At 46.7% G+C, this 21,919-nt stretch carries 18 protein-coding genes, 1 other RNA gene and 1 other annotated feature; of the genes, 15 read left to right on the top strand and 4 right to left on the bottom strand.

Annotated elements, in window-relative coordinates; translation table 11 throughout:
- Positions 1–17: 17 nt before the first annotated feature.
- Complete coding sequence (locus AC07KQ_RS11000; protein WP_274991022.1) at positions 18–1,250, bottom strand: MFS transporter; 1,233 nt, start codon at positions 1,248–1,250, stop codon at positions 18–20.
- Positions 1,251–1,519: 269 nt separating this feature from the next.
- Positions 1,520–1,640 (top strand) — a sequence feature (ribosomal protein L10 leader region).
- 34 nt (positions 1,641–1,674) lie between these two features.
- On the opposite strand from AC07KQ_RS11000, the gene rplJ reads away from it, so the two are divergent.
- Both rplJ and rplL read left to right on the top strand, forming a co-directional pair.
- Entirely contained in the window at positions 1,675–2,181 is a 507-nt protein-coding gene (gene rplJ / locus AC07KQ_RS10995; RefSeq protein ID WP_003567140.1) for a 50S ribosomal protein L10, read from the top strand.
- A 40-nt stretch (positions 2,182–2,221) separates the two neighbouring features.
- The gene (gene rplL / locus AC07KQ_RS10990; protein WP_003567138.1) at positions 2,222–2,590 is read left to right on the top strand and encodes a 50S ribosomal protein L7/L12; all 369 of its coding nucleotides are present in this window, start codon (positions 2,222–2,224) and stop codon (positions 2,588–2,590) included.
- A 172-nt stretch (positions 2,591–2,762) separates the two neighbouring features.
- Here the strand turns inward: rplL and AC07KQ_RS10985 are convergent, their stop codons facing one another.
- Positions 2,763–3,662 (bottom strand): peptidylprolyl isomerase PrsA, encoded by a 900-nt coding sequence (locus AC07KQ_RS10985; protein WP_274991021.1) that lies wholly within the window; start codon positions 3,660–3,662, stop codon positions 2,763–2,765.
- 289 nt (positions 3,663–3,951) lie between these two features.
- Between AC07KQ_RS10985 and prtP the strand changes: the two genes are divergently transcribed.
- The gene (gene prtP / locus AC07KQ_RS10980; protein WP_289420603.1) at positions 3,952–9,660 is read left to right on the top strand and encodes a PII-type proteinase; all 5,709 of its coding nucleotides are present in this window, start codon (positions 3,952–3,954) and stop codon (positions 9,658–9,660) included.
- Positions 9,661–9,769: 109 nt separating this feature from the next.
- On the opposite strand, the gene AC07KQ_RS10975 is transcribed toward prtP, so the two are convergent.
- Positions 9,770–10,702 (bottom strand): LacI family DNA-binding transcriptional regulator, encoded by a 933-nt coding sequence (locus tag AC07KQ_RS10975; protein WP_003567118.1) that lies wholly within the window; start codon positions 10,700–10,702, stop codon positions 9,770–9,772.
- 149 nt (positions 10,703–10,851) lie between these two features.
- A complete protein-coding gene (locus AC07KQ_RS10970) occupies positions 10,852–11,265 on the bottom strand; it encodes a hypothetical protein (RefSeq protein WP_003571317.1) in 414 nt (137 codons plus the stop codon).
- Positions 11,266–11,542: 277 nt separating this feature from the next.
- Here AC07KQ_RS10970 and mprF point away from each other — a divergent pair, with 277 nt between their 5' ends.
- From mprF to holB, 12 genes are all read left to right on the top strand, one after another.
- Positions 11,543–14,152 (top strand): bifunctional lysylphosphatidylglycerol flippase/synthetase MprF, encoded by a 2,610-nt coding sequence (gene mprF / locus AC07KQ_RS10965; RefSeq protein ID WP_003571315.1) that lies wholly within the window; start codon positions 11,543–11,545, stop codon positions 14,150–14,152.
- Between the two features lie 104 nt (positions 14,153–14,256).
- Positions 14,257–14,853, top strand: a complete 597-nt coding sequence (locus AC07KQ_RS10960; protein WP_003567112.1) for a class I SAM-dependent methyltransferase — start codon at positions 14,257–14,259, stop codon at positions 14,851–14,853.
- A gap of 56 nt (positions 14,854–14,909) precedes the next feature.
- Entirely contained in the window at positions 14,910–15,239 is a 330-nt protein-coding gene (locus AC07KQ_RS10955; protein ID WP_274991019.1) for a hypothetical protein, read from the top strand.
- Between the two features lie 142 nt (positions 15,240–15,381).
- A complete protein-coding gene (gene tadA / locus AC07KQ_RS10950; protein ID WP_003659520.1) occupies positions 15,382–15,888 on the top strand; it encodes a tRNA adenosine(34) deaminase TadA in 507 nt (168 codons plus the stop codon).
- Between the two features lie 16 nt (positions 15,889–15,904).
- Positions 15,905–15,991, top strand: an RNA gene (gene ffs / locus AC07KQ_RS10945) — signal recognition particle sRNA small type.
- A gap of 147 nt (positions 15,992–16,138) precedes the next feature.
- Positions 16,139–17,836, top strand: a complete 1,698-nt coding sequence (dnaX, locus tag AC07KQ_RS10940) for a DNA polymerase III subunit gamma/tau (protein ID WP_003571293.1) — start codon at positions 16,139–16,141, stop codon at positions 17,834–17,836.
- Between the two features lie 16 nt (positions 17,837–17,852).
- Complete coding sequence (locus tag AC07KQ_RS10935; protein WP_003567105.1) at positions 17,853–18,161, top strand: YbaB/EbfC family nucleoid-associated protein; 309 nt, start codon at positions 17,853–17,855, stop codon at positions 18,159–18,161.
- A 315-nt stretch (positions 18,162–18,476) separates the two neighbouring features.
- Positions 18,477–19,076, top strand: coding sequence for a recombination mediator RecR (recR, locus tag AC07KQ_RS10930; protein WP_003567101.1), 600 nt, complete (start codon positions 18,477–18,479; stop codon positions 19,074–19,076).
- Positions 19,076–19,339, top strand: coding sequence for a YaaL family protein (locus AC07KQ_RS10925; RefSeq protein ID WP_003571289.1), 264 nt, complete (start codon positions 19,076–19,078; stop codon positions 19,337–19,339). Before recR ends, AC07KQ_RS10925 begins: the two co-directional genes overlap by 1 nt.
- A 593-nt stretch (positions 19,340–19,932) precedes the next feature.
- Entirely contained in the window at positions 19,933–20,577 is a 645-nt protein-coding gene (gene tmk / locus AC07KQ_RS10920; RefSeq protein WP_003567099.1) for a dTMP kinase, read from the top strand.
- Between the two features lie 34 nt (positions 20,578–20,611).
- Positions 20,612–20,941: a cyclic-di-AMP receptor gene (locus AC07KQ_RS10915; protein WP_003567098.1), complete on the top strand. Its 330-nt coding sequence runs from the start codon at positions 20,612–20,614 to the stop codon at positions 20,939–20,941.
- Positions 20,941–21,918, top strand: a complete 978-nt coding sequence (holB, locus tag AC07KQ_RS10910) for a DNA polymerase III subunit delta' (protein WP_003567093.1) — start codon at positions 20,941–20,943, stop codon at positions 21,916–21,918. The genes AC07KQ_RS10915 and holB overlap by 1 nt, the downstream gene beginning before the upstream one ends.
- The last annotated feature ends 1 nt before the right edge of the window (position 21,919 follow it).

Here is a 21,919-nt window from a genome sequence, read left to right as displayed (position 1 = left end):
TCGGTTTTTTTGATGCGTTATGCTTGTTGTTTTGGTCGGCTCGACCAGATGTGTGGAATAAAGACGAGCACCATCACTAGGTTAAGCGCTAAACAGAGGGCTGTGAAAATAAAAACACCATTATAATTAAAAATATTTGAGATGAAGCCGCCAGCTAGCGAGCCTGCCATGGAACCAAAGGCTTGGGCACTTTGATTCCAACTGAAGACGGTGCCGGTATAGCTCACCGGTGTCAACTTAGACAGAAGCGTTTGAATTGTTGGAAACAGCGCGCCATCCGAAACGCCGATCATGAGACGCAAGAAACCGAGCGCCCAAATGCTGCCGACAATGCCTTGAGGAATGTACATAATGACCGCGAAAATCAAGCCACTGACCAGAATCTTGCCTGAGCCGATGCGATCTCCAAGCTGACCTAGGCGCGGTGCCGCGATGAGGTTGGAAATCCCTGGCAAAGCTGCAATGACGCCTGCAACAACGGTAATTGGACCAACATTGTGCATCAACTCTTTGACATAAAGGCTGATAATTGGATAAATGGACATATTACCTAGCTGAATCACCGCGGTGGAGACTAATAGCACCATGATAGCTTTTGGATTATTGACTTGAGACAATAAACTCGGGCGTTTTTCCTTGTTGAGCAAGCGTGGATCCGGTGTGTAATGCTCATGGACCATCGTTAGGCTCAAGACAAACACAATCAGCAGCAAAACGCCGGTGATGATGAAAGTCAGCCGGATTGAAAAGGTCTGGGCAAGAAAGCCGCCGAGAATTGGACCGATCAAGTTACCGGAAACGTAGCCGGTTGTGAGAATCCCAATCGCAGTGCCGCTTTTTGCCTTTGGTGTTTCGGTTGCAATCAAGGCACTGGCGTTTGGAATGTAACCTGCTGCCAGCCCTTGCAGAAAACGTAAGACAATTAAGGCGTAGACATTGTGGACAAAGCCACACGCTCCGATGATGATGGCCATTCCGAAACTGGAACGCAGCAACATCAATTTTCGACCGCGGCGATCAGCGAGTCGGCCCCAGAGCGGACTCACGATCGCAACGACCATGAAGGTGACCCCAAACGTGATCCCTGAGTAAATACTCAGTTGCCCCTTGGTAAAATCGCCAAGTTGATCAACATATAATGAAATAAATGGCGAAACTTCACTGAAGCCCATGCCGGCAATGAAGGTTCCGAGCCATAACACAGCCAGATTTTGCTGCCATGGCTCGAGGCTTTTAAGTTTACTTGGCAAGAGCGCCAACTTCCTTTCAGAAAATAGTTACCTAATTAATATACCTCAATCAGAGGGGGCTTACAATTCGATAGCAAGGAGCCTATTAGTCAGAAATGGATAACAAATTTGGACGAATAACAAAGTGCAATCTACAATGGCGTCTGTTATCTAAAAAACCACGCCCTGTTTTGCGAGCGTTTAAGACCTTGCATGGGATTGGCCGGCCTGCAAAGTTTCTTTTTCTCAAAACATTTTGACACAGGTCGGTGACCATGGTATTCTACTCTTTGTGATCATTCACTCTGCCTAAGACTCAGGGGGCGTAAGCCTTAATTATCCTGCCGAGGTGGTATCGGAAACACTAGATACCTCTATGTCTTGGTAGACATGGAGTTTTTTTATATTTAAAAACTTCAACCAAACTAATGGAGGTGAAAAAAACATGAGTGAACAAGCTATCGCAAAAAAAGCTGAAATCGTTAAAAGCATTTCTGAACAATTCAAGAGTGCTACCAGTGCTGTCGTTGTCGACTATCTGGGCTTAACGGTTGAACAAGTAACCGCACTGCGTAAGGAATTGCGTGAGGCCGGTGTTAAGATGGAAGTCCTGAAGAACACTTACCTGCGTCGTGCCGCTGACGCTAACGGTTATGAAGCATTGGACGATGTTTTCAAGGGCCCTACAGCCGTTGCCTTCTCCAATGACGATCCTGTTGCCCCAGCTCGCATCATGGCCAAGTATGCTGACCAATTTGATGCTTTGAAGATTAAGGGCGGCATCATCGAAAACAAGGTTGCTTCTTTGGATACCATTATGGAAATGTCCAAAATGCCAGATCGCGAAGGTCTGTTGTCGCAACTTGCTTCTGTTCTGCAGGCACCTGTCCGCGATTTTGCATTGGTTGTCAAGGCCGTTGCAGAAGCCAAAGACGAAGAACCTGCTGCATAATGATACGTTACAAACTACCTAATAAACGGAGGAAACAAACATGGCTTTAGATGTAGATGGCATCATTGCACAACTTAAAGATGCTTCCATTTTGGAACTGAACGACTTAGTTAAGTCGATCGAAGATGAATTCGGTGTTAAGGCAGCTGCCCCTGTTGCTGCTGGCGCCGCTGCTGGTGCAGACGCTGCAGCTGCTAAGGATACCTACGACGTTGAATTGACCGAAGCTGGCCAAGAAAAAGTTAAGGTTATCAAGGCTGTTCGTGAAATCACTGGTCTTGGCTTGAAGGATGCTAAGGGTATGGTTGACGCCGCACCTAAGGTTATCAAGGAAGGCCTTTCCGAAGACGACGCTAACAAGCTTAAGGAACAACTTGAAGGCGTTGGCGCAACGGTTACCCTCAAATAACCTAGCCCCATCTTCAAATAAAAGCATCTCGCTCAATCGTGGTGATACCGCGAAAGGCGAGATGCTTTTTTTATACATAAAACGCCCGAAAGTCATGTTGCTATGACTTTCGGGGCGTTGATATCCAATTTCTAAAAGAACTGGCTGTTATTTCATCTTACTCGGTTAAGCCTTAATTCGTTGTCGCAAGCTTCTTATAATTATCTAGCGCATCCGCAAGATCCTTGTCTTTAATCGTCACATGCTGGTTCTTCAATACCTGACTGATAACGCGTTGCATGATGCTTGAATCGCGAGACCATTTAGCGTAAACGCTGGCAGTTAGCGCCTTTTTACTGCTAGTAAAGGTGCCTTTGGCGGGATGGTTAATCATTTTAATAACTTCATACCCGTCTGTCACTTTGACTGGGGTCTGCGTGTAGTCACCATTTTTTAATTTGTAGGCAGCATCCTTAAATGTGGCATCGAGCGTTTTATTGTTTGATTCAAAACTAATCTTCCCGCCGTTATCTTTAGTCGCAGTATCAATGGAATCAGTTTTCGCAAGCGTGGCAAAATCCTTGCCAGCTGCTAAATCACTGATAACTTGCTTAGCAGTGTCCTCGTCGCTAGTTAGAATATGTTGGACAGTCACTTTGGGCTGATAGGTCTTCCAAGCGGCCTTGAGCTGGCTTTCAGAAACCTTTTTTAACTTTTTCAGTGCAACTTCACTTAAAAAGTTGGTTCGTAGGCTTTCCTTGAAGCTACTGCGACTGAAACCGTTTTGACTTAAGAAAGCATCGAAATTTTCGCCGTATTGTTGTTTGTAGCTATCATAGGCGTCATTAACTGTTTTAGTGCTAACCGATTTTCCATAGGCACGATTCAATGCACGATAAATGAGCATGTTAGCAAGCATGGTCTTTGTCGTTGGTGACTGTTTGAGTTCCTTGTAAAAGCTACTTTCAGTCACCTTGCCACCTGAATAGGTCGCAACTGTTTGGTCGGCCTGATTTGACTGACAACCGCTTAGCAGCAGAAAAGCAGTTGCGGTACTTGCCAATAATACTTTAAGGCGCATTTTTTTCTTCATCGACTCGGTCTCCTCTGAAATGCTTACAGTAAACGTTGTGTATTTATTCTAGCGTTGGCAATTGAGAATTTCAATGCAAATACTCATTTTCTAATAATACTAAAAATTTCAAAACATCTATAGTCTGTAAACGGCTAAATAATAACGCTAAAAGCTAATTTACAGATAGGAAAATTAATAAAAGATTAAAATTTTCGTTGAATCTGTTCTTCGAGAGTATATAATCTTAACTACATCAAGCGTAGGGTTTGATTTGGTTCTGAAACTTTTGGGAAGTGGAGGGTATTGGATGCAAAGGAAAAAGAAAGGGCTATCGATCTTGTTAGCCGGTACAGTCGCTTTAGGGGCGCTGGCTGTCTTGCCAGTCGGCGAAATCCAAGCAAAGGCGGCTATCTCGCAGCAAACTAAGGGATCATCACTCGCAAATACGGTTAAGGCCGCGACTGCTAAGCAAGCGGCCACTGACACAACCGCAGCGACAACGAATCAAGCGATTGCTACACAGTTGGCGGCTAAAGGTATTGATTACAATAAGCTGAATAAAGTTCAGCAGCAAGATATTTATGTTGACGTCATTGTTCAAATGAGCGCAGCGCCTGCCTCTGAAAACGGCACTTTAAGAACTGATTACTCCAGCACGGCGGAGATTCAGCAGGAGACCAATAAAGTGATCGCGGCTCAGGCAAGCGTTAAGGCAGCTGTTGAACAAGTCACCCAACAAACTGCCGGTGAAAGTTATGGCTATGTCGTTAACGGCTTTTCAACTAAAGTTAGGGTTGTTGATATCCCTAAACTGAAACAAATTGCCGGAGTTAAAACAGTCACATTGGCGAAAGTTTATTATCCGACTGATGCTAGGGCAAACTCGATGGCGAATGTGCAAGCCGTATGGTCCAATTACAAATATAAAGGTGAAGGCACAGTGGTCTCGGTTATTGACACTGGCATTGATCCAACACATAAAGACATGCGGCTAAGCGATGATAAAGACGTTAAACTAACCAAATCTGATGTTGAAAAATTCACTGATACCGCCAAGCATGGCCGCTATTTTACTTCAAAAGTGCCATATGGGTTTAATTACGCTGATAATAACGACACCATTACAGATGATACGGTTGACGAACAACACGGCATGCATGTTGCTGGGATCATCGGTGCTAACGGGACAGGTGACGATCCAACCAAGTCTGTTGTCGGAGTTGCGCCAGAAGCACAGCTACTGGCAATGAAAGTTTTCACCAACTCTGACACTTCTGCAACAACTGGGTCAGCTACCTTGGTTTCTGCCATTGAAGACTCGGCAAAAATCGGTGCCGATGTCCTCAACATGTCCTTAGGATCTGATTCAGGCAACCAAACCTTGGAGGATCCAGAAATTGCTGCGGTGCAAAATGCCAACGAATCAGGAACAGCCGCCGTCATTTCTGCTGGGAACTCAGGAACATCCGGTTCAGCAACTGAAGGTGTCAACAAAGATTATTACGGTTTGCAAGACAATGAAATGGTGGGAACGCCAGGGACATCACGAGGAGCGACCACAGTTGCTTCCGCTGAGAACACGGATGTCATCAGTCAGGCAGTGACCATTACAGATGGTACAGGTTTACAGCTTGGACCGGAAACCATTCAGCTTTCAAGCAACGATTTCACTGGTAGCTTTGACCAAAAGAAGTTTTATGTTGTCAAAGATGCTAGTGGCAACCTCAGCAAAGGGGCAGCAGCCGACTATACTGCTGACGCTAAAGGCAAAATTGCCATCGTTAAACGTGGCGAACTTACCTTTGCTGACAAACAAAAATACGCCCAAGCCGCTGGTGCTGCTGGCTTGATCATTGTCAACAACGATGGCACAGCAACACCGTTGACTTCTATTGCGTTAACCACCACCTTCCCAACATTTGGGCTCTCCAGTGTAACCGGTCAAAAGCTGGTTGACTGGGTCACAGCACACCCGGATGATAGTCTCGGTGTCAAGATTGCCCTGACGCTGTTACCAAATCAGAAATATACTGAAGACAAGATGTCTGACTTCACATCCTATGGGCCAGTTTCCAATCTTTCCTTCAAACCAGATATTACCGCACCAGGCGGCAACATCTGGTCAACGCAAAACAACAATGGCTACACAAATATGTCTGGTACGTCAATGGCCTCGCCATTTATTGCCGGTTCACAAGCATTGTTGAAACAAGCATTGAATAACAAAAACAACCCATTTTATGCTGACTACAAACAACTTAAAGGGACAGCGCTCACCGATTTTCTTAAGACAGTTGAGATGAATACTGCCCAGCCAATCAACGATATTAACTACAATAATGTTATCGTATCGCCGCGGCGGCAAGGGGCCGGTCTTGTTGATGTGAAGGCAGCCATTGATGCATTAGAAAAGAATCCGTCAACGGTTGTCGCCGAAAACGGCTACCCGGCAGTTGAATTGAAAGACTTCACGAGTACGGACAAGACTTTTAAACTGACCTTCACGAACCGCACGACCCATGAACTAACCTATCAAATGGACAGTAATACGGATACTAATGCCGTTTATACATCAGCGACTGACCCTAATTCTGGGGTTTTGTATGATAAGAAGATTGATGGAGCAGCCATTAAAGCCGGCAGTGACATAACTGTGCCTGCTGGGAAAACGGCGCAGATTGAATTCACACTATCTTTGCCGAGGTCTTTTGACCAACAGCAATTTGTTGAAGGTTTTCTGAACTTTAAGGGTAGCGATGGTTCGCGCTTGAACTTGCCATACATGGGCTTTTTTGGTGACTGGAATGACGGTAAGATTGTCGATAGTCTCAATGGGATCACTTATAGTCCTGCTGGTGGTAATTATGGCACCGTGCCACTATTGACGAACAAAAATACAGGCAATCAATATTATGGCGGCATGGTCACAGACGCTGATGGCAACCAGACAGTTGACGATCAGGCGATTGCTTTTTCGAGTGACAAGAATGCCTTATATAATGACATCAGCATGCAGTATTATCTATTGCGCAATATCAGCAACGTCCAAGTTGATATTCTTGATGGTCAGGGCAATAAAGTTACGACTCTCAGCAGTTCCACCAATCAGACGAAGACCTATTATGATGCTCATTCGCAGCAGTACATCTACTACAATGCTCCAGCGTGGGATGGCACCTATTATGATCAACGTGATGGCAACATCAAGACGGCTGATGATGGCAGTTATACTTATCGTATTTCCGGTGTACCGGAAGGCGGCGACAAACGTCAAGTGTTTGATGTGCCTTTCAAGCTCGACTCTAAGGCGCCGACAGTTCGTCATGTCGCTTTGTCAGCCAAAACGGAAAATGGGAAAACCCAGTATTATTTGACAGCTGAAGCCAAGGATGATTTGAGTGGTCTTGATGCCACCAAGAGCGTTAAAACTGCAATTAATGAAGTGACGAATCTTGATGCTACCTTTACCGATGCTGGGACAACGGCTGATGGGTACACCAAAATTGAAACGCCATTATCTGATGAACAGGCCCAAGCACTTGGCAATGGCGACAATTCGGCTGAGCTGTACTTGACTGATAATGCATCCAATGCCACTGATCAAGATGCCAGCGTTCAGAAGCCGGGGTCTACATCGTTTGATTTAATTGTGAACGGCGGCGGTATCCCAGACAAGATCTCAAGCACCACAACTGGCTACGAAGCCAATACTCAAGGTGGCGGGACGTATACGTTTAGTGGGACGTATCCAGCAGCGGTTGACGGTACTTACACTGATGCACAAGGAAAGAAACATGATTTGAACACAACCTACGATGCTGCGACTAACAGTTTCACTGCCTCAATGGCGGTCACGAATGCTGATTACGCCGCGCAAGTGGATCTATATGCCGATAAGGCGCACACCCAGTTGCTTAAACATTTTGACACCAAAGTTCGGCTGACGGCGCCAACCTTTACTGATTTGAAATTCAACAATGGCTCGGATCAGACCTCCGAAGCGACCATCAAGGTTACAGGGACGGTTAGTGCTGACACCAAGACAGTTAATGTTGGCGACACCGTAGCAGCACTTGATGCACAACATCACTTTAGTGTTGATGTACCGGTTAATTATGGTGACAATACCACCAAGGTGACCGCCACCGATGAAGACGGCAACACCACGACGGAACAAAAGACGATTACTTCGTCTTATGATCCTGATGTGTTGAAGAATGCTGTGACGTTCGATCAAGGTGTGACATTTGGTGCCAATGAATTCAATGCCACCTCGGCTAAGTTCTATGACCCTAAGACCGGGATTGCGACGATTACTGGTAAGGTCAAGCACCCAACGACAACGTTGCAGGTTGATGGTAAGCAAATTCCAATCAAGGATGATCTGACTTTCAGTTTCACTTTAGATTTAGGTACTCTTGGACAAAAACCGTTTGGGGTTGTTGTGGGTGACACCACTCAAAACAAGACCTTCCAAGAAGCGTTGACCTTCATTTTGGATGCAGTGGCGCCAACATTGTCATTGGACAGCTCGACAGATGCACCGGTTTATACCAACGATCCGAACTTCCAGATTACCGGAACGGCCACTGACAATGCACAATATCTGAGTCTGGCAATTAACGGCAGTCATGTCGCCAGCCAATACGCAGACATCAACATCAATAGCGGCAAACCGGGTCATATGGCTATTGATCAGCCCGTTAAATTGCTCGAAGGCAAAAACGTGCTGACTGTTGCTGTTACAGATAGCGAAAACAACACCACGACCAAGAAGATCACAGTTTACTACGAACCAAAGAAAACACTGGCAGCACCAACTGTGACGCCAAGTACTACTGAACCAGCCAAAACGGTGACTCTGACGACAAACGCTGCCGCAACGGGTGAAACGGTTCAGTATAGTGCTGATGGTGGCAAGACATATCAGGATGTGCCGGCAGCCGGTGTCACGGTCACGGCAAATGGCACCTTCAAGTTTAAGTCGACTGATTTATACGGTAATGAATCACCAGCCGTCGACTATGTTGTGACCAATATCAAGACTGATGATCCTGCACAATTGCAGGCAGCTAAGCAGGCACTGACTAATCTGATTGCTTCCGCCAAAACGCTAAGTGCCAGCGGTAAGTATGATGATGCCACAACGACTGCTTTAGCAGCGGCAACGCAGAAGGCACAAATGGCGCTTGATCAGACGGACGCCTCAGTTGATTCACTTACTGGTGCCAATCGAGACCTGCAAACTGCGATCAATCAATTAGCTGCCAAATTACCTGCAGATAAGAAGACTTCGCTGCTTAACCAGTTGCAATCTGTGAAGGCTGCGCTGGGAACGGACTTGGGCAATCAAACTGATCCAAGCACTGGCAAAACATTTACGGCAGCGTTAGACGACCTAGTGGCACAAGCTCAAGCAGGCACGCAAACGGCCGACCAGCTTCAAGCGAGTCTTGCCAAGGTACTTGATGCAGTATTAGCAAAACTTGCGGAGGGTATTAAAGCGGCAACACCGGCTGAGGTTGGCAATGCTAAAGATGCTGCAACTGGCAAAACTTGGTATGCCGACATTGCTGACACATTGACGTCTGGTCAAGCCAGTGCTGATGCGTCTGACAAGCTTGCACATTTACAAGCTTTGCAAAGTCTGAAAACGAAGGTGGCAGCTGCCGTTGAAGCGGCCAAGACAGCTGGTAAAGGCGACGATACAAGCGGTACTAGCGACAAAGGCGGCGGTCAAGGTACCCCGGCGCCCGCTCCAGGCGACACAGGTAAGAACAAAGGCGATGAGGGCAGCCAGCCTAGTTCTGGCGGTAATATCCCAACAAAGCCAGCCACAACGACGTCAACGAGCACGGATGATACGACTGATCGTAATGGTCAACATACATCCGGTAAGGGAGCATTACCCAAGACAGCAGAGACAACTGAGCGGCCAGCGTTTGGCTTCTTGGGTGTCATTGTGGTCAGTCTGATGGGGGTATTAGGATTGAAACGGAAACAACGTGAAGAATAGCCTGTCCATGCGTTACGTTTAGGGCAGCAGCGTATCGGCAAAAAGTAAAGCAGCAACCTATCATGGCTTTGAAGCCATGGCAGGTTGCTGCTTTTTTATTGTCATATACTTACCGTAAAATCAAATCGGATTGAATCACCGTCTGAGCAATGTCATCGCGCAAGGCCAGTTTTAACGCTGCTGCACCGATGGCTGTAACATGATGATCGATCGTACTCATTTGCAGTAATCGACTGGAAAGCTGATTCTCTTGACCCATTAAAGGAGGGATGGGCAGGTGATGGTCGACGAAATACTGGCGAAGACCGGCCGTGATATCGTCCCCATTGCCGAGGATAAAGTCTGGATGCTCATTGACTAACCGCGCACCAGCTTGATAGCCATCTTCGAAGGTTCGCATGTGATAGACAATCATTTCGTCAGCAGGACGTTTACCGAACACATCCACATAGCTGTTGATGGTAAGTTTACTAGTCGCACTTTGGGCATAGGGCCGACTTAGCAGCAAGGCGATTTTGCTGTAGCCTTGGTTACCCATCCACTGGAATGCCTCTTGATAAGCAGGTGTTCGGTCGGCGTAAGCGGCGGCGAGTTTGATTTTTCCCGGATTTTCGCAAACCACAATAGGGCCATATTTTTGATACTTAGCAATTGTGCGCAGGCCAAGACCATGAGACGTGAAGATCAAGCCATCATATGCATGACGGCGTAAGTCTTCTAAATAGTCTTGTTCGAGTGACTGATCATAGCGAGATGGCAGGATCACCGCATGATAATTGCCGGCCATTGCTGCATTCAAAATGCCGGTCACAAGCTGTTCAAAATAGGGATGATCAGTGTGCGGCAAGATGACCCCGATTGTCCGCGTTTTGCCTGCGCTAAGGTTTTGTGCCATTGTGCTTGGTACGTAATCAAGTTGATCGATCACTGCTTGAATCGCTGCGCGGGTTGAAGGCGCTACATAATGTTGCTGATTGATGACGCGCGAAACCGTTGCCGTTGAGAAACCGGATAGTCGAGCAATGTCATGAATATTCGCCATAAAAGCACCTCCAGTTCCAGTATAACAAGCAGTTAAAGCCAAGCGTACAAAAAGCCGACGTGTCAGTGGTCATTTTGTTTTAGACCCTGATATGCCGACTTTTGTGACATAAACGTTGATCTTAATGCAGTAGCTCATTGTGAGCATGACTAAGCGATTGCAGCTGTTGCCGTTTGGGTCATTGTTTTCAAATCCTGATCTTGTGCAATTGCCGCGGAGATTGTCTGAAGCCGATCCTGAATGGTTGCCTCAGCTGTGTCGACAGGGACTAACAAGACAATCGCCTGACTGATTTGGTGACCAGCGGCCCAAGGTAAAGCCTTGCCAAAATCAAAGCCAATAACAACAGGTTCTGTCAAACTGGTGACATGACCATACGTTAAGATTGCCTGATCGTTGATGGTTTGCGTTTGCTCACCCGCGCTGGCTAACAAGGAACTTAGAACCTCTTGATAATCAAAATTGAAATCATTGGTCAACTTTAGAGCGATGGCCTTCAAGGCGCCAATTTGCGTATCCTGATAAACAGGAAGTTCCTGATAAAGATGTGTTTGCATTAACATGATGTTTACCTCCTATGAGTTGATTGAAAATAACTGCTGACTTGATTGAGATCATTACCTAAATGTGGTTTCTAAGCGCTCCTGTTCACGCTCTTGACTCTAGACTGAGTGTAATTTCTGTAACGCGTTTCAGGTCAAGCGTTTTCAACTAAAAAAGTTAAAAAATTTTTTCAATCATCTCGCAAACTTACATCACCTTACAAAAAGGTCAGAAAGGGTGCGAGGGGCTTGTAGATTTCCTATAATGAATAGGAATATAGACACGGAGGACGCAGCAATGAAAAAACTATTCCGAGAAACCGGATCGTTTTTAAAGAAACATCTCACCACACTTAAAGTACTGTTTGTGCTAGCAGTCCTAGTGTTTGTGATTTTTGAGGTTGGCCGGATCAGCCAAGATTTGAATGGGGAACAAATGCGGGCGAGCCTCGCCACGCAAAGCCCTGTTTCGCTCTTGATTTTGTTAGTTGTGGGGCTGATCGCCGTTACACCGATGCTAACTTATGATTTTGTGATTACTGAATTGTTACCAGGGCACTACAAACCGGCTTATGTCATTAAATCAGGCTGGATTGTCAACACCTTCACCAATATTGCCGGCTTTGGGGGGTTACTGGGTGCTAGTTTGCGGGCAAACTTTTACCATGAAAAAGCGTCTCAAAAGCAGGTGCTATTTGCGATTTCAAAAATCGCGATGTTTTTGTTGGCTGGGTTGTCGCTTTGGTCCATGATCGGGATTGTCGTCATTTTTGTTTTTGGTATTGGGGCGGAGTTTGCTAACTATTGGGTCTGGCTTGTGGGCGGTGCGGCTTATTTCCCATTGCTCATGATCATCTCCCATGTGCGTGATAGTGAATTTTTTGCCGATATGCCACTCAAACGCCAGTTGCGCCTGACGCTGGGATCATTTCTTGAGTGGGGCGGTTGTGCTGCTTTCTTTCTTTTGATTGGTTATTTTCTTGAGGCGCCCATTCCGCTATCGTCTGTCTTGCCGTTGTTCATGGTGGCGAATGTCATCGGGGTTATTTCAATGGTGCCCGGCGGCTTGGGTTCTTTTGATGTGTTAATGATTGTTGAACTCGGCCAGTTGGGTCTGGACAGTAGTGCCGCCGTTGTTTGGTTGCTTTTCTATCGGCTTTTCTACTATGTCATTCCGTTCCTGATTGGTGCCGGTTTGTTTGCGCAAGATGCTGGCAAACGATTGAATGCTTACCTTGAAGGCTTACCAGTGCAATTGATTCGCAAAGCAGCATTCGGCTTTCTAGTGGTTTTCCTGTATTTTTCTGGGATTATGTTGCTCTTGCGCGGTGTTGCGCCTGATCTTGCTTTTCAAAACACCTTGTATCAGCGCCTTTATCCCTACACCTTCCTATTCCTTGATCGGGTCACAAATGTCATTGTGGCTTTCTTAATTCTTGGCTTTGGCCGTGGCATTGCCAGCCGCGTGAAGCGCGCTTACTGGCCGACTGTGATTGTGTTGATTGTGGCGATGGTGGCGTCATTGCGCGAGGATAATCATCTGCGCTTTATCGTGTTTCTTATTTTGGTCGTCATTGCGCTTATCTTGACGCGTCGTGAATTGACCAGAGACCGGTTGGCGCTGTCGTGGGGCAACAAGCTGATTGATGGTGCCGTCTTTGGCTTGACATTTATCTTTTATGCATTTGCTGTGTTCTATAATGCGCCTGCCATTCATCACCGGCATGTGCCAGATGTTTTCCTTTTCCCGTCTGAGCGGATGTTCTTCACTACCTTGATCGGGGTCATGCTGGCCGCGCTGACGGTGTATCTCATCTTCCGATATTTGTCGGCGCCGACAAAATCGCTGGCCGATCCTTACGATGAGGCGCGTTTGAAGGCGGTTGTGGCTAAATTTGGCGGGAATGAAGTGAGCCATCTGGGACTGATGCGTGATAAATCGCTGCATTTTTATCAAGTGGACGGTGAAGATCGCGTGTTCTTCCTGTTTAAAAAGAAGGCCGATAAACTCATTGTCATGGGTGAACCGGTTGGAGATGAGACCCAAATTCCAGCCGCGATTGCTGACTTTATGAAACAGGCAGACGATCAGGATATGTCGTTAGTCTTTTATGAAATTAATGAAAGCCTGACGATGAAGTTGCATGAATTTGGCTTTGACTTCATGAAGTTTGGTGAAGAAGGTTATGTGGATGTGACAACCTTTACATTGGCTGGCACGAAGCGAAAAGGTGAGCGGGCGCTTATGCACAAGTTTGAGCGTGAAGGCTACAGTGTCGAGCTGCTCAAGCCGCCGTTTGATGATGCTTTGCTAGACGACCTTCAAACCGTGTCTGATTCATGGTTGGACGGGCGCAGTGAGAAAGGGTTCAGCTTGGGGTTCTTTGATCGCCATTACCTGAATCAGGCACCGATTGCGGTTGTGCGAGCGCCGGATGGCAAGATTGTGGCGTTTGCGACCGATATGCCGACGGGTAATAATGAAGTCACTAGCATTGATTTGATGCGTTCCAGTGCCGATGCGCCTTCTGGTATTATGGATGAAGTGTTTATTCATCTGTTTGAATTGGCCAAGGATCGTGGCTTTAAGTATTTCAATATGGGGATGGCCCCGCTGGCGAATGTCGGTACGTCTAGTTATTCTTTTATTGAAGAAAAGATTGCTCACCTTGTGTATGAATACGGTTATCGGTTTTATGGATTCCAAGGATTGCGCTCGTATAAAAATAAATATGTGACTGAGTGGGTACCGAAGTACGTTGCTTATCGTAAACGGACGTCATTGCTATTCACGTTGCTGCAGATCATGATGGTCGTGAATCAGAAGGTCACTTTTGCAACGCCGAACAAGTGGTGGCCAAAGCGGTTAGCCTGGGTGAGCCGACTCGGTCAAGGCATTGACAAATAACCGGATGTTAGGTGTTATTAGAGTATGGTCTTTGACAGTCCTTTTTCATGGCTGAGGGCTAGCAGATAATTTTTAGCGCTGCGCAAAACAAGGAGGCACCAATATTGAATCACTATTATACGAATGATCCTGATTTGGCCCATGATGAGCACAGCTTTGACTTTGAGTTAGGTGGGCATTCGCTCCGCTTTACCAGCGATAATGGCGTGTTTTCGAAACACACAGTGGATTTTGGCAGTCGGGTTTTGATCGCAACCATACTGGCAGAAGAATTGCCAACGGGACCGATACTTGATGTTGGAACGGGTTACGGGCCGATTGGGCTTGCTTTGGCGAAGCACTTTCCTGATCGCCAAGTAACGATGAGTGATGTGAATGAACGTGCACTTGCTTTGGCACAGCGCAATGCAACGGATAACGCTATCAGCAATGTCACGATTGTCGAAAGTTCCATGTATGATCAGATAGATGGCCAATTTGGCGTGATTGTGACGAATCCGCCGATTCGTGCTGGTAAAACCATCGTTTCCGGTATTCTTGCCGGCGCTGCCGAGCATTTGTTGCCGCATGGTCAGTTATATGCGGTGATTCAAAAGAAACAAGGTGCGCCATCTGCATTGAAACTGATGAAAACAATTTATCCAGATGCCAGCATTGTAAAAAAGGAACACGGGTACTATATTCTTAAAGCGACAAAATAAGTGTTTTTATACTAGGCGTGGTACACTCAGGTCAGGACAGAAAGGAGCAATATGACATGACAAAATCGAAATATCTCGCATTAGGTGGTGCAGTGGCCGCTGCCGCAATCGCAGCAGGGGCATTTGTGTGTGCCAAAAGTTTGACTGAATATTTTGAACGGCAGCACCAGCGGCGTCAGGTTGAAGGCTTCGTGAAAAAGATTTTTGGCTACAGTGATCGGGTTCAAACCGTTTTAGATAAATTGAGCGATGATGATGTTGCCAGTCTGCTCCGGGTTAGCGATAAGCTGCGCAGTCTAAAAGACAGTGCTAGCGAATATGCCGGATCGGCTCGCGACCAAGGCATGGCAGCCATTGATCGCTTAAAGGCAGCACTGAGTCACTAGCCGTTAGTTTAGCGACAAGTGGCTTATCACACGTCAGGTAAATAAACTGGCTGCGTGATCAAAATAGCCGTCCATGAGGATTTTCCTGATGGACGGCTATTTATTGGCATCAGAATGATAAAACAAGGAGTGCTTGGCAATCATGGACGAACACGACATCAATCAATTTATGGATGCGGCTCTAACCGAGGCCAAAAAAGCCGCTGCAATCGGCGAAGTGCCGATTGGCGCAGTGATCGTCCATCAAGGCGAGATTATCGGTCGTGGTTATAATCTGCGTGAAACAACTCAAGACGCGACGCATCATGCCGAGATGCTGGCGATTCAGGCTGCATGCAAAACGCTTGGTACATGGCGGCTGGAAGATTGCAGCTTATTTGTCACGTTAGAACCATGTCCAATGTGTGCCGGCGCTATGATCAATGCGCGCGTGGCGACGTGTTACTTTGGTGCCACTGATCCTAAAGCAGGCGTTGCTGGCACTTTTTATAATTTATTGGCGGACACCCGCTTTAATCATCAAGTTGTTGTGGTCAGCGGCATCAAAGCCGATGAAAGCGCCACGTTGCTGCAAACGTTTTTCCGAACGATCCGAGCCAAAAGAAAAGCCGCCAAGCGGGCTGGTCAAACCAGTGAAAATCAGTTATAATGAAAACTGCCGAAAGGCCTTAAGGCAATGATGGCTTTCCGAATCGTGTCAGGTCCGGAAGGAAGCAGCACTAAGGTAGGTTCGTCATGTGCCTTTTGTTATTGAGAAATTGACCGGTCGCTTGTAATTGGAGCGGCCGTTTTTGTTGTCGCAGATTCTGTCTACTCATGAGGCAGCTATGGTAAACTAGAACACAGCGAATATTTCACTAAGAAGAGCGTGAACGGGTGCGTTTAAAGGAGGCGGCATGGTGAGTTATCAAGCGTTATATCGGGTGTGGCGCCCGCAGCAATTTAAAGATGTGATTGGCCAAGAAGCCATCACCAAGACGCTGAAAAATGCGCTGATTACTGGCCAGACAAGCCACGCCTATCTTTTTACCGGCCCCCGCGGTACCGGTAAAACATCGGTCGCCAAGATTCTGGCCAAGGCACTGAACTGTCTACACTTGGAGGATGGTGAGCCAGATAATACTTGTGAAATTTGTCAGGCTATTAATAATGGCAGTTTGACCGATGTTATCGAAATTGATGCCGCTTCTAACAACGGCGTGGATGAGATTCGTGACATTCGGGACAAGGCAAAATATGCGCCAACACAAGCTCGCGTCAAAGTGTATATCATCGATGAAGTGCATATGTTATCGAGCGGGGCCTTCAATGCTCTGTTGAAAACGCTGGAAGAACCGCCGGCGCATGTGGTGTTTATTTTAGCCACGACGGAGCCACATAAAATCCCAGCAACGATTATTTCGCGAACACAACGATTTGATTTTCGCCGGATCACGCCGGAAGATATCGTTAAGCGAATGCGTTTTATTTTGGATGATAAGCAAATCACATACGACGATGCTGCGTTGAAAGTGATTGCCAAAGCAGCTGAAGGCGGCATGCGGGATGCCTTATCGATTCTTGATCAAGTGTTGAGTTTTGGCGATAATCACGTCACAACGGAAGATGCACTTGATGTCACAGGCGGTGTGACCACTGCTGTTTTGGGCAAGTATTTAGCCGCGGTCCTCGCCAAGGATCATGCGCAGGCATTGAAAATGATCGAGGATTTGTTAGCGTCAGGTAAAGATCCTGGGCGGTTAATCGAAGATCTGATTGAATACTTGCGGGATCTGTTGGTTAATCAACAAGCACCGACACTCTTGGGTGATTTAGAAAAAAGCTTACTTGATGATCAATTCAAAATTCTGAGCGAGAACTTCAAGCCAGAGCAGATCTACCACATGATTGACGTGTTGAATAGCACGCAGCAACAACTGCGGATGACCAATCATCCGGAAATTTATCTAGAAGTGGCAACGGTTCGATTAAGCGAAACGACAACGCCACAGGTTACGGCAGCACCAGCACAGGCAGAAAATCCGCAATTTGAAAAATTGACGGCAAAAGTCAAACAGCTGAGTGATCAACTGAAACGGGTCGAGGCGAACGGCGGCACCATTCCGCCACCAACCAGAACCCGGAAACATGTGAAGGCCAAAGCCAACCATGTCAATCGTAAAGCTATTTATCCGATTTTAGGTGCCGCAACCAAACAGGACCTGACCAATTTAAAGGATGTTTGGCCGAATCTGCTGGGTCTGCTTAGTATCACGAAACGCGCCATGATGAAAGTCAGTGAACCGGTTGCTGCCAGTCCTAACGGTGTGATCGTGAGTTTCGATTATGATATCTACGTTGAACGCGCCATGAATGATGCCGCGCTGATGACGGAATTGGAAAGTGGTCTGCAAAAATTAACCGGCAAGCAGCCAAAAATTGTTTTGGTTCAAAGTGATGTCTGGCCAACCATTCGACAAGATTATATTCAAGAATTGAAGGCCCCTGAAAACAAGGAACAGAAAGCTGACACTAAACCGCAGATACCGCCAGTTGTTAGCAAATTAACAGAACTATTTGGTAAAGATGCACCTAACGTAACAATCAAAAATGACTAGAAAAGGATGATGAAACATGCGTGGAATGGGTAATATGCAAGGCATGATGAAGCAGATGCAGAAAATGCAAAAGGAAATGCAGGCAGCACAAAAGGAACTGTATGCAACGGAATTTGAAGGCAAGTCAGCTTCCGATATGGTCACCGTTAAGTTTACTGGTGAAAAGATCATGAAAGACATTCAAATCAAACCAGAAGCCATCGATCCAGACGATCCGGACATGCTCCAAGACTTGATTATCGAAGCGGTTAATCAAGCCATGGGAACCATTGATAAGGAAACTCAAGATAAGATGGGCAAGTATACACGCGGATTGCCAATGTAACAACAGAGCGCAAAAAGGCGCGGTTAGAAACCGGAGTGTAAGCGGCCTTGAACCAAAAGGGCTGGGGCTTTGGCCCTTTTGGTTCAAGGTCCTTACATGGAGGTTTCTGCGCCTTTTTGCGCGTTTCGGAGAACAACAATGGACCACAAGTATCATCAAGAAGTCTTCACCGCATAAACCGAACTTTTACAACAACCCAAGTTCGCACCCAAAGTTTCAGCAACATAAGCAAATAAGCATCATTTTGAAACCAAAGCTGTTCTCATGACAGCAAAGATCATCACTCAGTACGTTTTCACAACAAGAGGGGACACTATGCAATATCCAGAACCGATCAGTAAATTGATCGACAGTTATATGCGCCTCCCGGGTATCGGGGCAAAAACCGCAACACGGCTGGCTTTTTACACCATTGATATGAATAAGGACGATGTGACGGCGTTCGCTAAAAGTCTTGTCGCGGCAAAAGAGGATCTGCATTATTGTTCCATTTGTGGCAACATTACCGATGAGGATCCGTGTGCTATTTGTCGCGATAAAAGTCGCGACCAAAGCACGATATTGGTCGTTGAACAACCTAAAGACGTCATGAGCATTGATCGGGCTCAGGATTATCATGGCTTGTATCATGTATTACATGGCGTTTTATCACCAATCGAAGGCCGCGGTCCTGAAGATCTGAATATTGAGAGTTTGTTAAAACGGCTTAAGGCAAATAAGGCAGTCAAAGAAGTCATTATCGCCACTAATGCCACGCCTGAAGGTGAAGCCACCGCCCAATACCTGGCTCGGCTGATTAAACCAGCTGGTATTAAGGTCACTCGCTTAGCCCATGGGCTGTCGGTCGGCAGTGATATTGAGTATGCTGATGAAATGACCTTGATGAAGGCGGTTGAAGGAAGGACTGAGCTGTAATGTTTGGACGCAAACAGGTAAAGGTCAAGGAAGAAAAAGACGAAGAATTAATGATGCTCGTCTATCGCGTCCGCGACCAGATGTCGGCACAACGCAAGCTCGTTGCTACTTTTCGAGAAGTCGACGAACAAACCAAAGCGCAAGTAGCCTTACAGACAGGCCTATTCGACTTTCTCTACCGCGAAGCGCGCACCCGCCAAATCAAGGGCGAACTTGTGGCCCGAGTGGCTGCGGAGCAAATTGCGGAGTATAGAGATTTATAGAGCGCAAAAAAGCGCGGTTAGAAACCGGAATGTAAGTGGCCTTGAACCAAAAGGGCTGGGCGTGGCTCTTTTGGTTCAAAGTCCTTACACGGAGGTTTCTGCGCTTTTTTGCGCGGTTCAGAGAGTCGTGAAGCGGTAACAGAGCTTTTCCACGTACCAACAAGAGAACGTTCAACGCGCCAATCATTTGCTACGCCGAGTGGCATCTTTTTTCGCCTTCCTAGGAGGCATGCAAAAACCTCAATGCCAAGCATAACTCATTCACCATTAGGGCATCGTGCAGCTACCCGATACCAATCAACATTCACTAAAGCGGCAAATGCCCATGACTGCCATTTCAGGATCATGGCATTTGCCGCTTTTTTGCCTATGTATAACGACTTATTAGTCTCGTGAATTTGCAGATAAGTTTTTAATTGTGAAACATATCAAGTAAAATGGACTTAATTCCAAAAAGAGCGTGAACTGGTGCGGTTAGAAACCGGAACATAAGCAGGCTTGGGCGTGATGGCCGCACTTTGGTTATTGCGGCCAAGGTCCTTATGTGTAGGCTTCTGCACCAGAGAACGCGTTTAGAGAAGGAGCGGCATATAGTGACAGGCACATTTATCACATTCGAAGGTCCAGACGGTGCAGGCAAGACCAGCGTTTTGAAGACGTTGATCCCGCAACTCGAACAGCACGTGCGGGTGCCATTGCATTTGACCAGAGAACCAGGCGGCGCAAAGATTTCCGAGACCATTCGCGAGGTCATTCTCGACCCTGCCAACACTGCTATGGATGCGCGGACTGAAGCACTTTTATACGCGGCGTCGCGTCGACAGCACTTGGTTGAAGTGATTCAACCAGCGCTAGCACAAGGCGACATTGTTGTCTGTGATCGATTTGTCGACAGTTCAGTTGCCTATCAAGGTGGTGGTCGAGAAATTGGGCCAGATGCCGTTTTGAAAATGAACCAATTTGCCACTGCAGGACTGGAGCCGGCTTTGACATTGTATCTAGATGTGCCAGTTCAGATGGGACTTGACCGTATCAAGTCCCATCAAAACGAGCGTCAATATGATCGACTTGATCAGGAAAGTCTGGCTTTTCATGAACGCGTTCATGATGCATACATGACACTGATAGTGGATAATCCTCAGCGAATCGTGTCGATTGATGCAACTGAGCCACTGGAAAAGGTTGTTGCCGCTTGTTTTCAGACCATTACTCGTCGTTTTCCGGAACTATTTAACTAAGTGATAACCGTCATCGCGGTCAAGGAGGGCACGCATGAAATTAATTCTCGCAATTGTTCAAGATAAAGATAGCAACTTGCTTAGCAGTCAATTTATTGATGCTAATATCCAGGCAACTAAATTATCAACGACTGGTGGCTTTTTGAAAGCCGGTAATACAACCTTCATTATCGGGATTGCTGATGATCGGGTCGATGAAGTTCTGAAGATTATCAAAGAGACTTCGCAAACCCGCCAACAATTCATGACACCGCCAGTCAATCTTGACGCTACGTCTGACAGTTCGATGGCCTATCCGGTTGAGGTTCAAGTCGGCGGTGCCACCGTCTTTGTCCTACCGATCGAAGCCTTTCATCGCTTCTGATGACCAAATTTTTAATTGATTCGCTTCAGCCTAAACTCGTGGCTCAGTTTGCGCGAATCATTGACCGCAAGCAATTGGCACAGTCGTATTTGTTTGTGGGGCCAAAAGGGGCTGGCAAGCTGGCCTTGGCTGAGTGGATCGCCTTGCGCCTATTTTGCCAAAATGTGCAGGATGGTGCGCCATGTGGCCAGTGTCCTGAGTGCGAGCGAATTTTGAATCATAATCACCCGGATGTGATGGTGGTCAAAACAGAAACGCAAAGCATCAAGGTTGACGATATTCGCGGGTTGAAGCAAGAAATGAGCAAAACCGGGGTCGAAGGCAATCAACGTGTGTTTGTTGTTGAAGATGCTGATAAAATGACAGCAGGCGCGGCAAACTCCTTATTGAAATTTTTTGAGGAACCAGTGCCTGGGATGACCGTGATTTTGACTGCAACCTCGAAAAATCAACTTTTACCGACCATTTTGTCGCGGGCGCAGGTTATTACATTCCAAAGCCCTGATCGCTCAGCCGTGATTGCAAAGCTAGAAGAAGGCGGAGCAACCTCGCAAATGGCACGAGTCGCAGGCCGATTGACTGGCAATGTGGCTGATGCGCAGGCCTTGTTGGCGTCTGCAACATTTCAAGACCGGGTGACGAAGGTTTTCCAGTTACTGGAGCGTTTGGCGGATCACGATCCGGAAAGTTTTGTTCGGGTGCAGACGCAACTGCTGCCGATTGCTAAAGATGCTGATAGTCAGCGTCAAGTGTTGGCGCTGATCGGCTTGGCCTATGCTGATGCATTGAATCAACATTTTCAGGTAACATCAATGCAACAACTTGACTTGCCGGCGATCGGCGTCTTGGCTCAGCGATCAAGTGCGCAACTAACCACGGCGCTGCAGGCTATTTTAACGGCGCAGGTGCGATTGAGCCAGAATGTTACGTTTCAATCCGCAACAGAACAGTTAATGCTTAAACTATTAGAAGGGTGAT

This window comes from Lacticaseibacillus sp. YLM2-1, assembly GCF_056583465.1.
Note: the sequence above shows the minus strand (reverse complement) of the source record. Positions and strands in the feature narration are given on the sequence as shown.

Bases quoted from the DNA above. Each gene is read 5' to 3' on its own strand.
- rplJ (WP_003567140.1), top strand. From the start codon at position 1,675: ATGAGTGAACAAGCTATCGCAAAAAAAGCTGAAATCGTTAAAAGCATT.
- rplL (WP_003567138.1), top strand. From the start codon at position 2,222: ATGGCTTTAGATGTAGATGGCATCATTGCACAACTTAAAGATGCTTCC.
- AC07KQ_RS10985 (WP_274991021.1), bottom strand. From the start codon at position 3,662: ATGAAGAAAAAAATGCGCCTTAAAGTATTATTGGCAAGTACCGCAACT.
- prtP (WP_289420603.1), top strand. From the start codon at position 3,952: ATGCAAAGGAAAAAGAAAGGGCTATCGATCTTGTTAGCCGGTACAGTC.
- AC07KQ_RS10975 (WP_003567118.1), bottom strand. From the start codon at position 10,702: ATGGCGAATATTCATGACATTGCTCGACTATCCGGTTTCTCAACGGCA.
- AC07KQ_RS10970 (WP_003571317.1), bottom strand. From the start codon at position 11,265: ATGTTAATGCAAACACATCTTTATCAGGAACTTCCTGTTTATCAGGAT.
- mprF (WP_003571315.1), top strand. From the start codon at position 11,543: ATGAAAAAACTATTCCGAGAAACCGGATCGTTTTTAAAGAAACATCTC.
- AC07KQ_RS10955 (WP_274991019.1), top strand. From the start codon at position 14,910: ATGACAAAATCGAAATATCTCGCATTAGGTGGTGCAGTGGCCGCTGCC.
- tadA (WP_003659520.1), top strand. From the start codon at position 15,382: ATGGACGAACACGACATCAATCAATTTATGGATGCGGCTCTAACCGAG.
- AC07KQ_RS10935 (WP_003567105.1), top strand. From the start codon at position 17,853: ATGCGTGGAATGGGTAATATGCAAGGCATGATGAAGCAGATGCAGAAA.
- recR (WP_003567101.1), top strand. From the start codon at position 18,477: ATGCAATATCCAGAACCGATCAGTAAATTGATCGACAGTTATATGCGC.
- AC07KQ_RS10925 (WP_003571289.1), top strand. From the start codon at position 19,076: ATGTTTGGACGCAAACAGGTAAAGGTCAAGGAAGAAAAAGACGAAGAA.
- AC07KQ_RS10915 (WP_003567098.1), top strand. From the start codon at position 20,612: ATGAAATTAATTCTCGCAATTGTTCAAGATAAAGATAGCAACTTGCTT.
- holB (WP_003567093.1), top strand. From the start codon at position 20,941: ATGACCAAATTTTTAATTGATTCGCTTCAGCCTAAACTCGTGGCTCAG.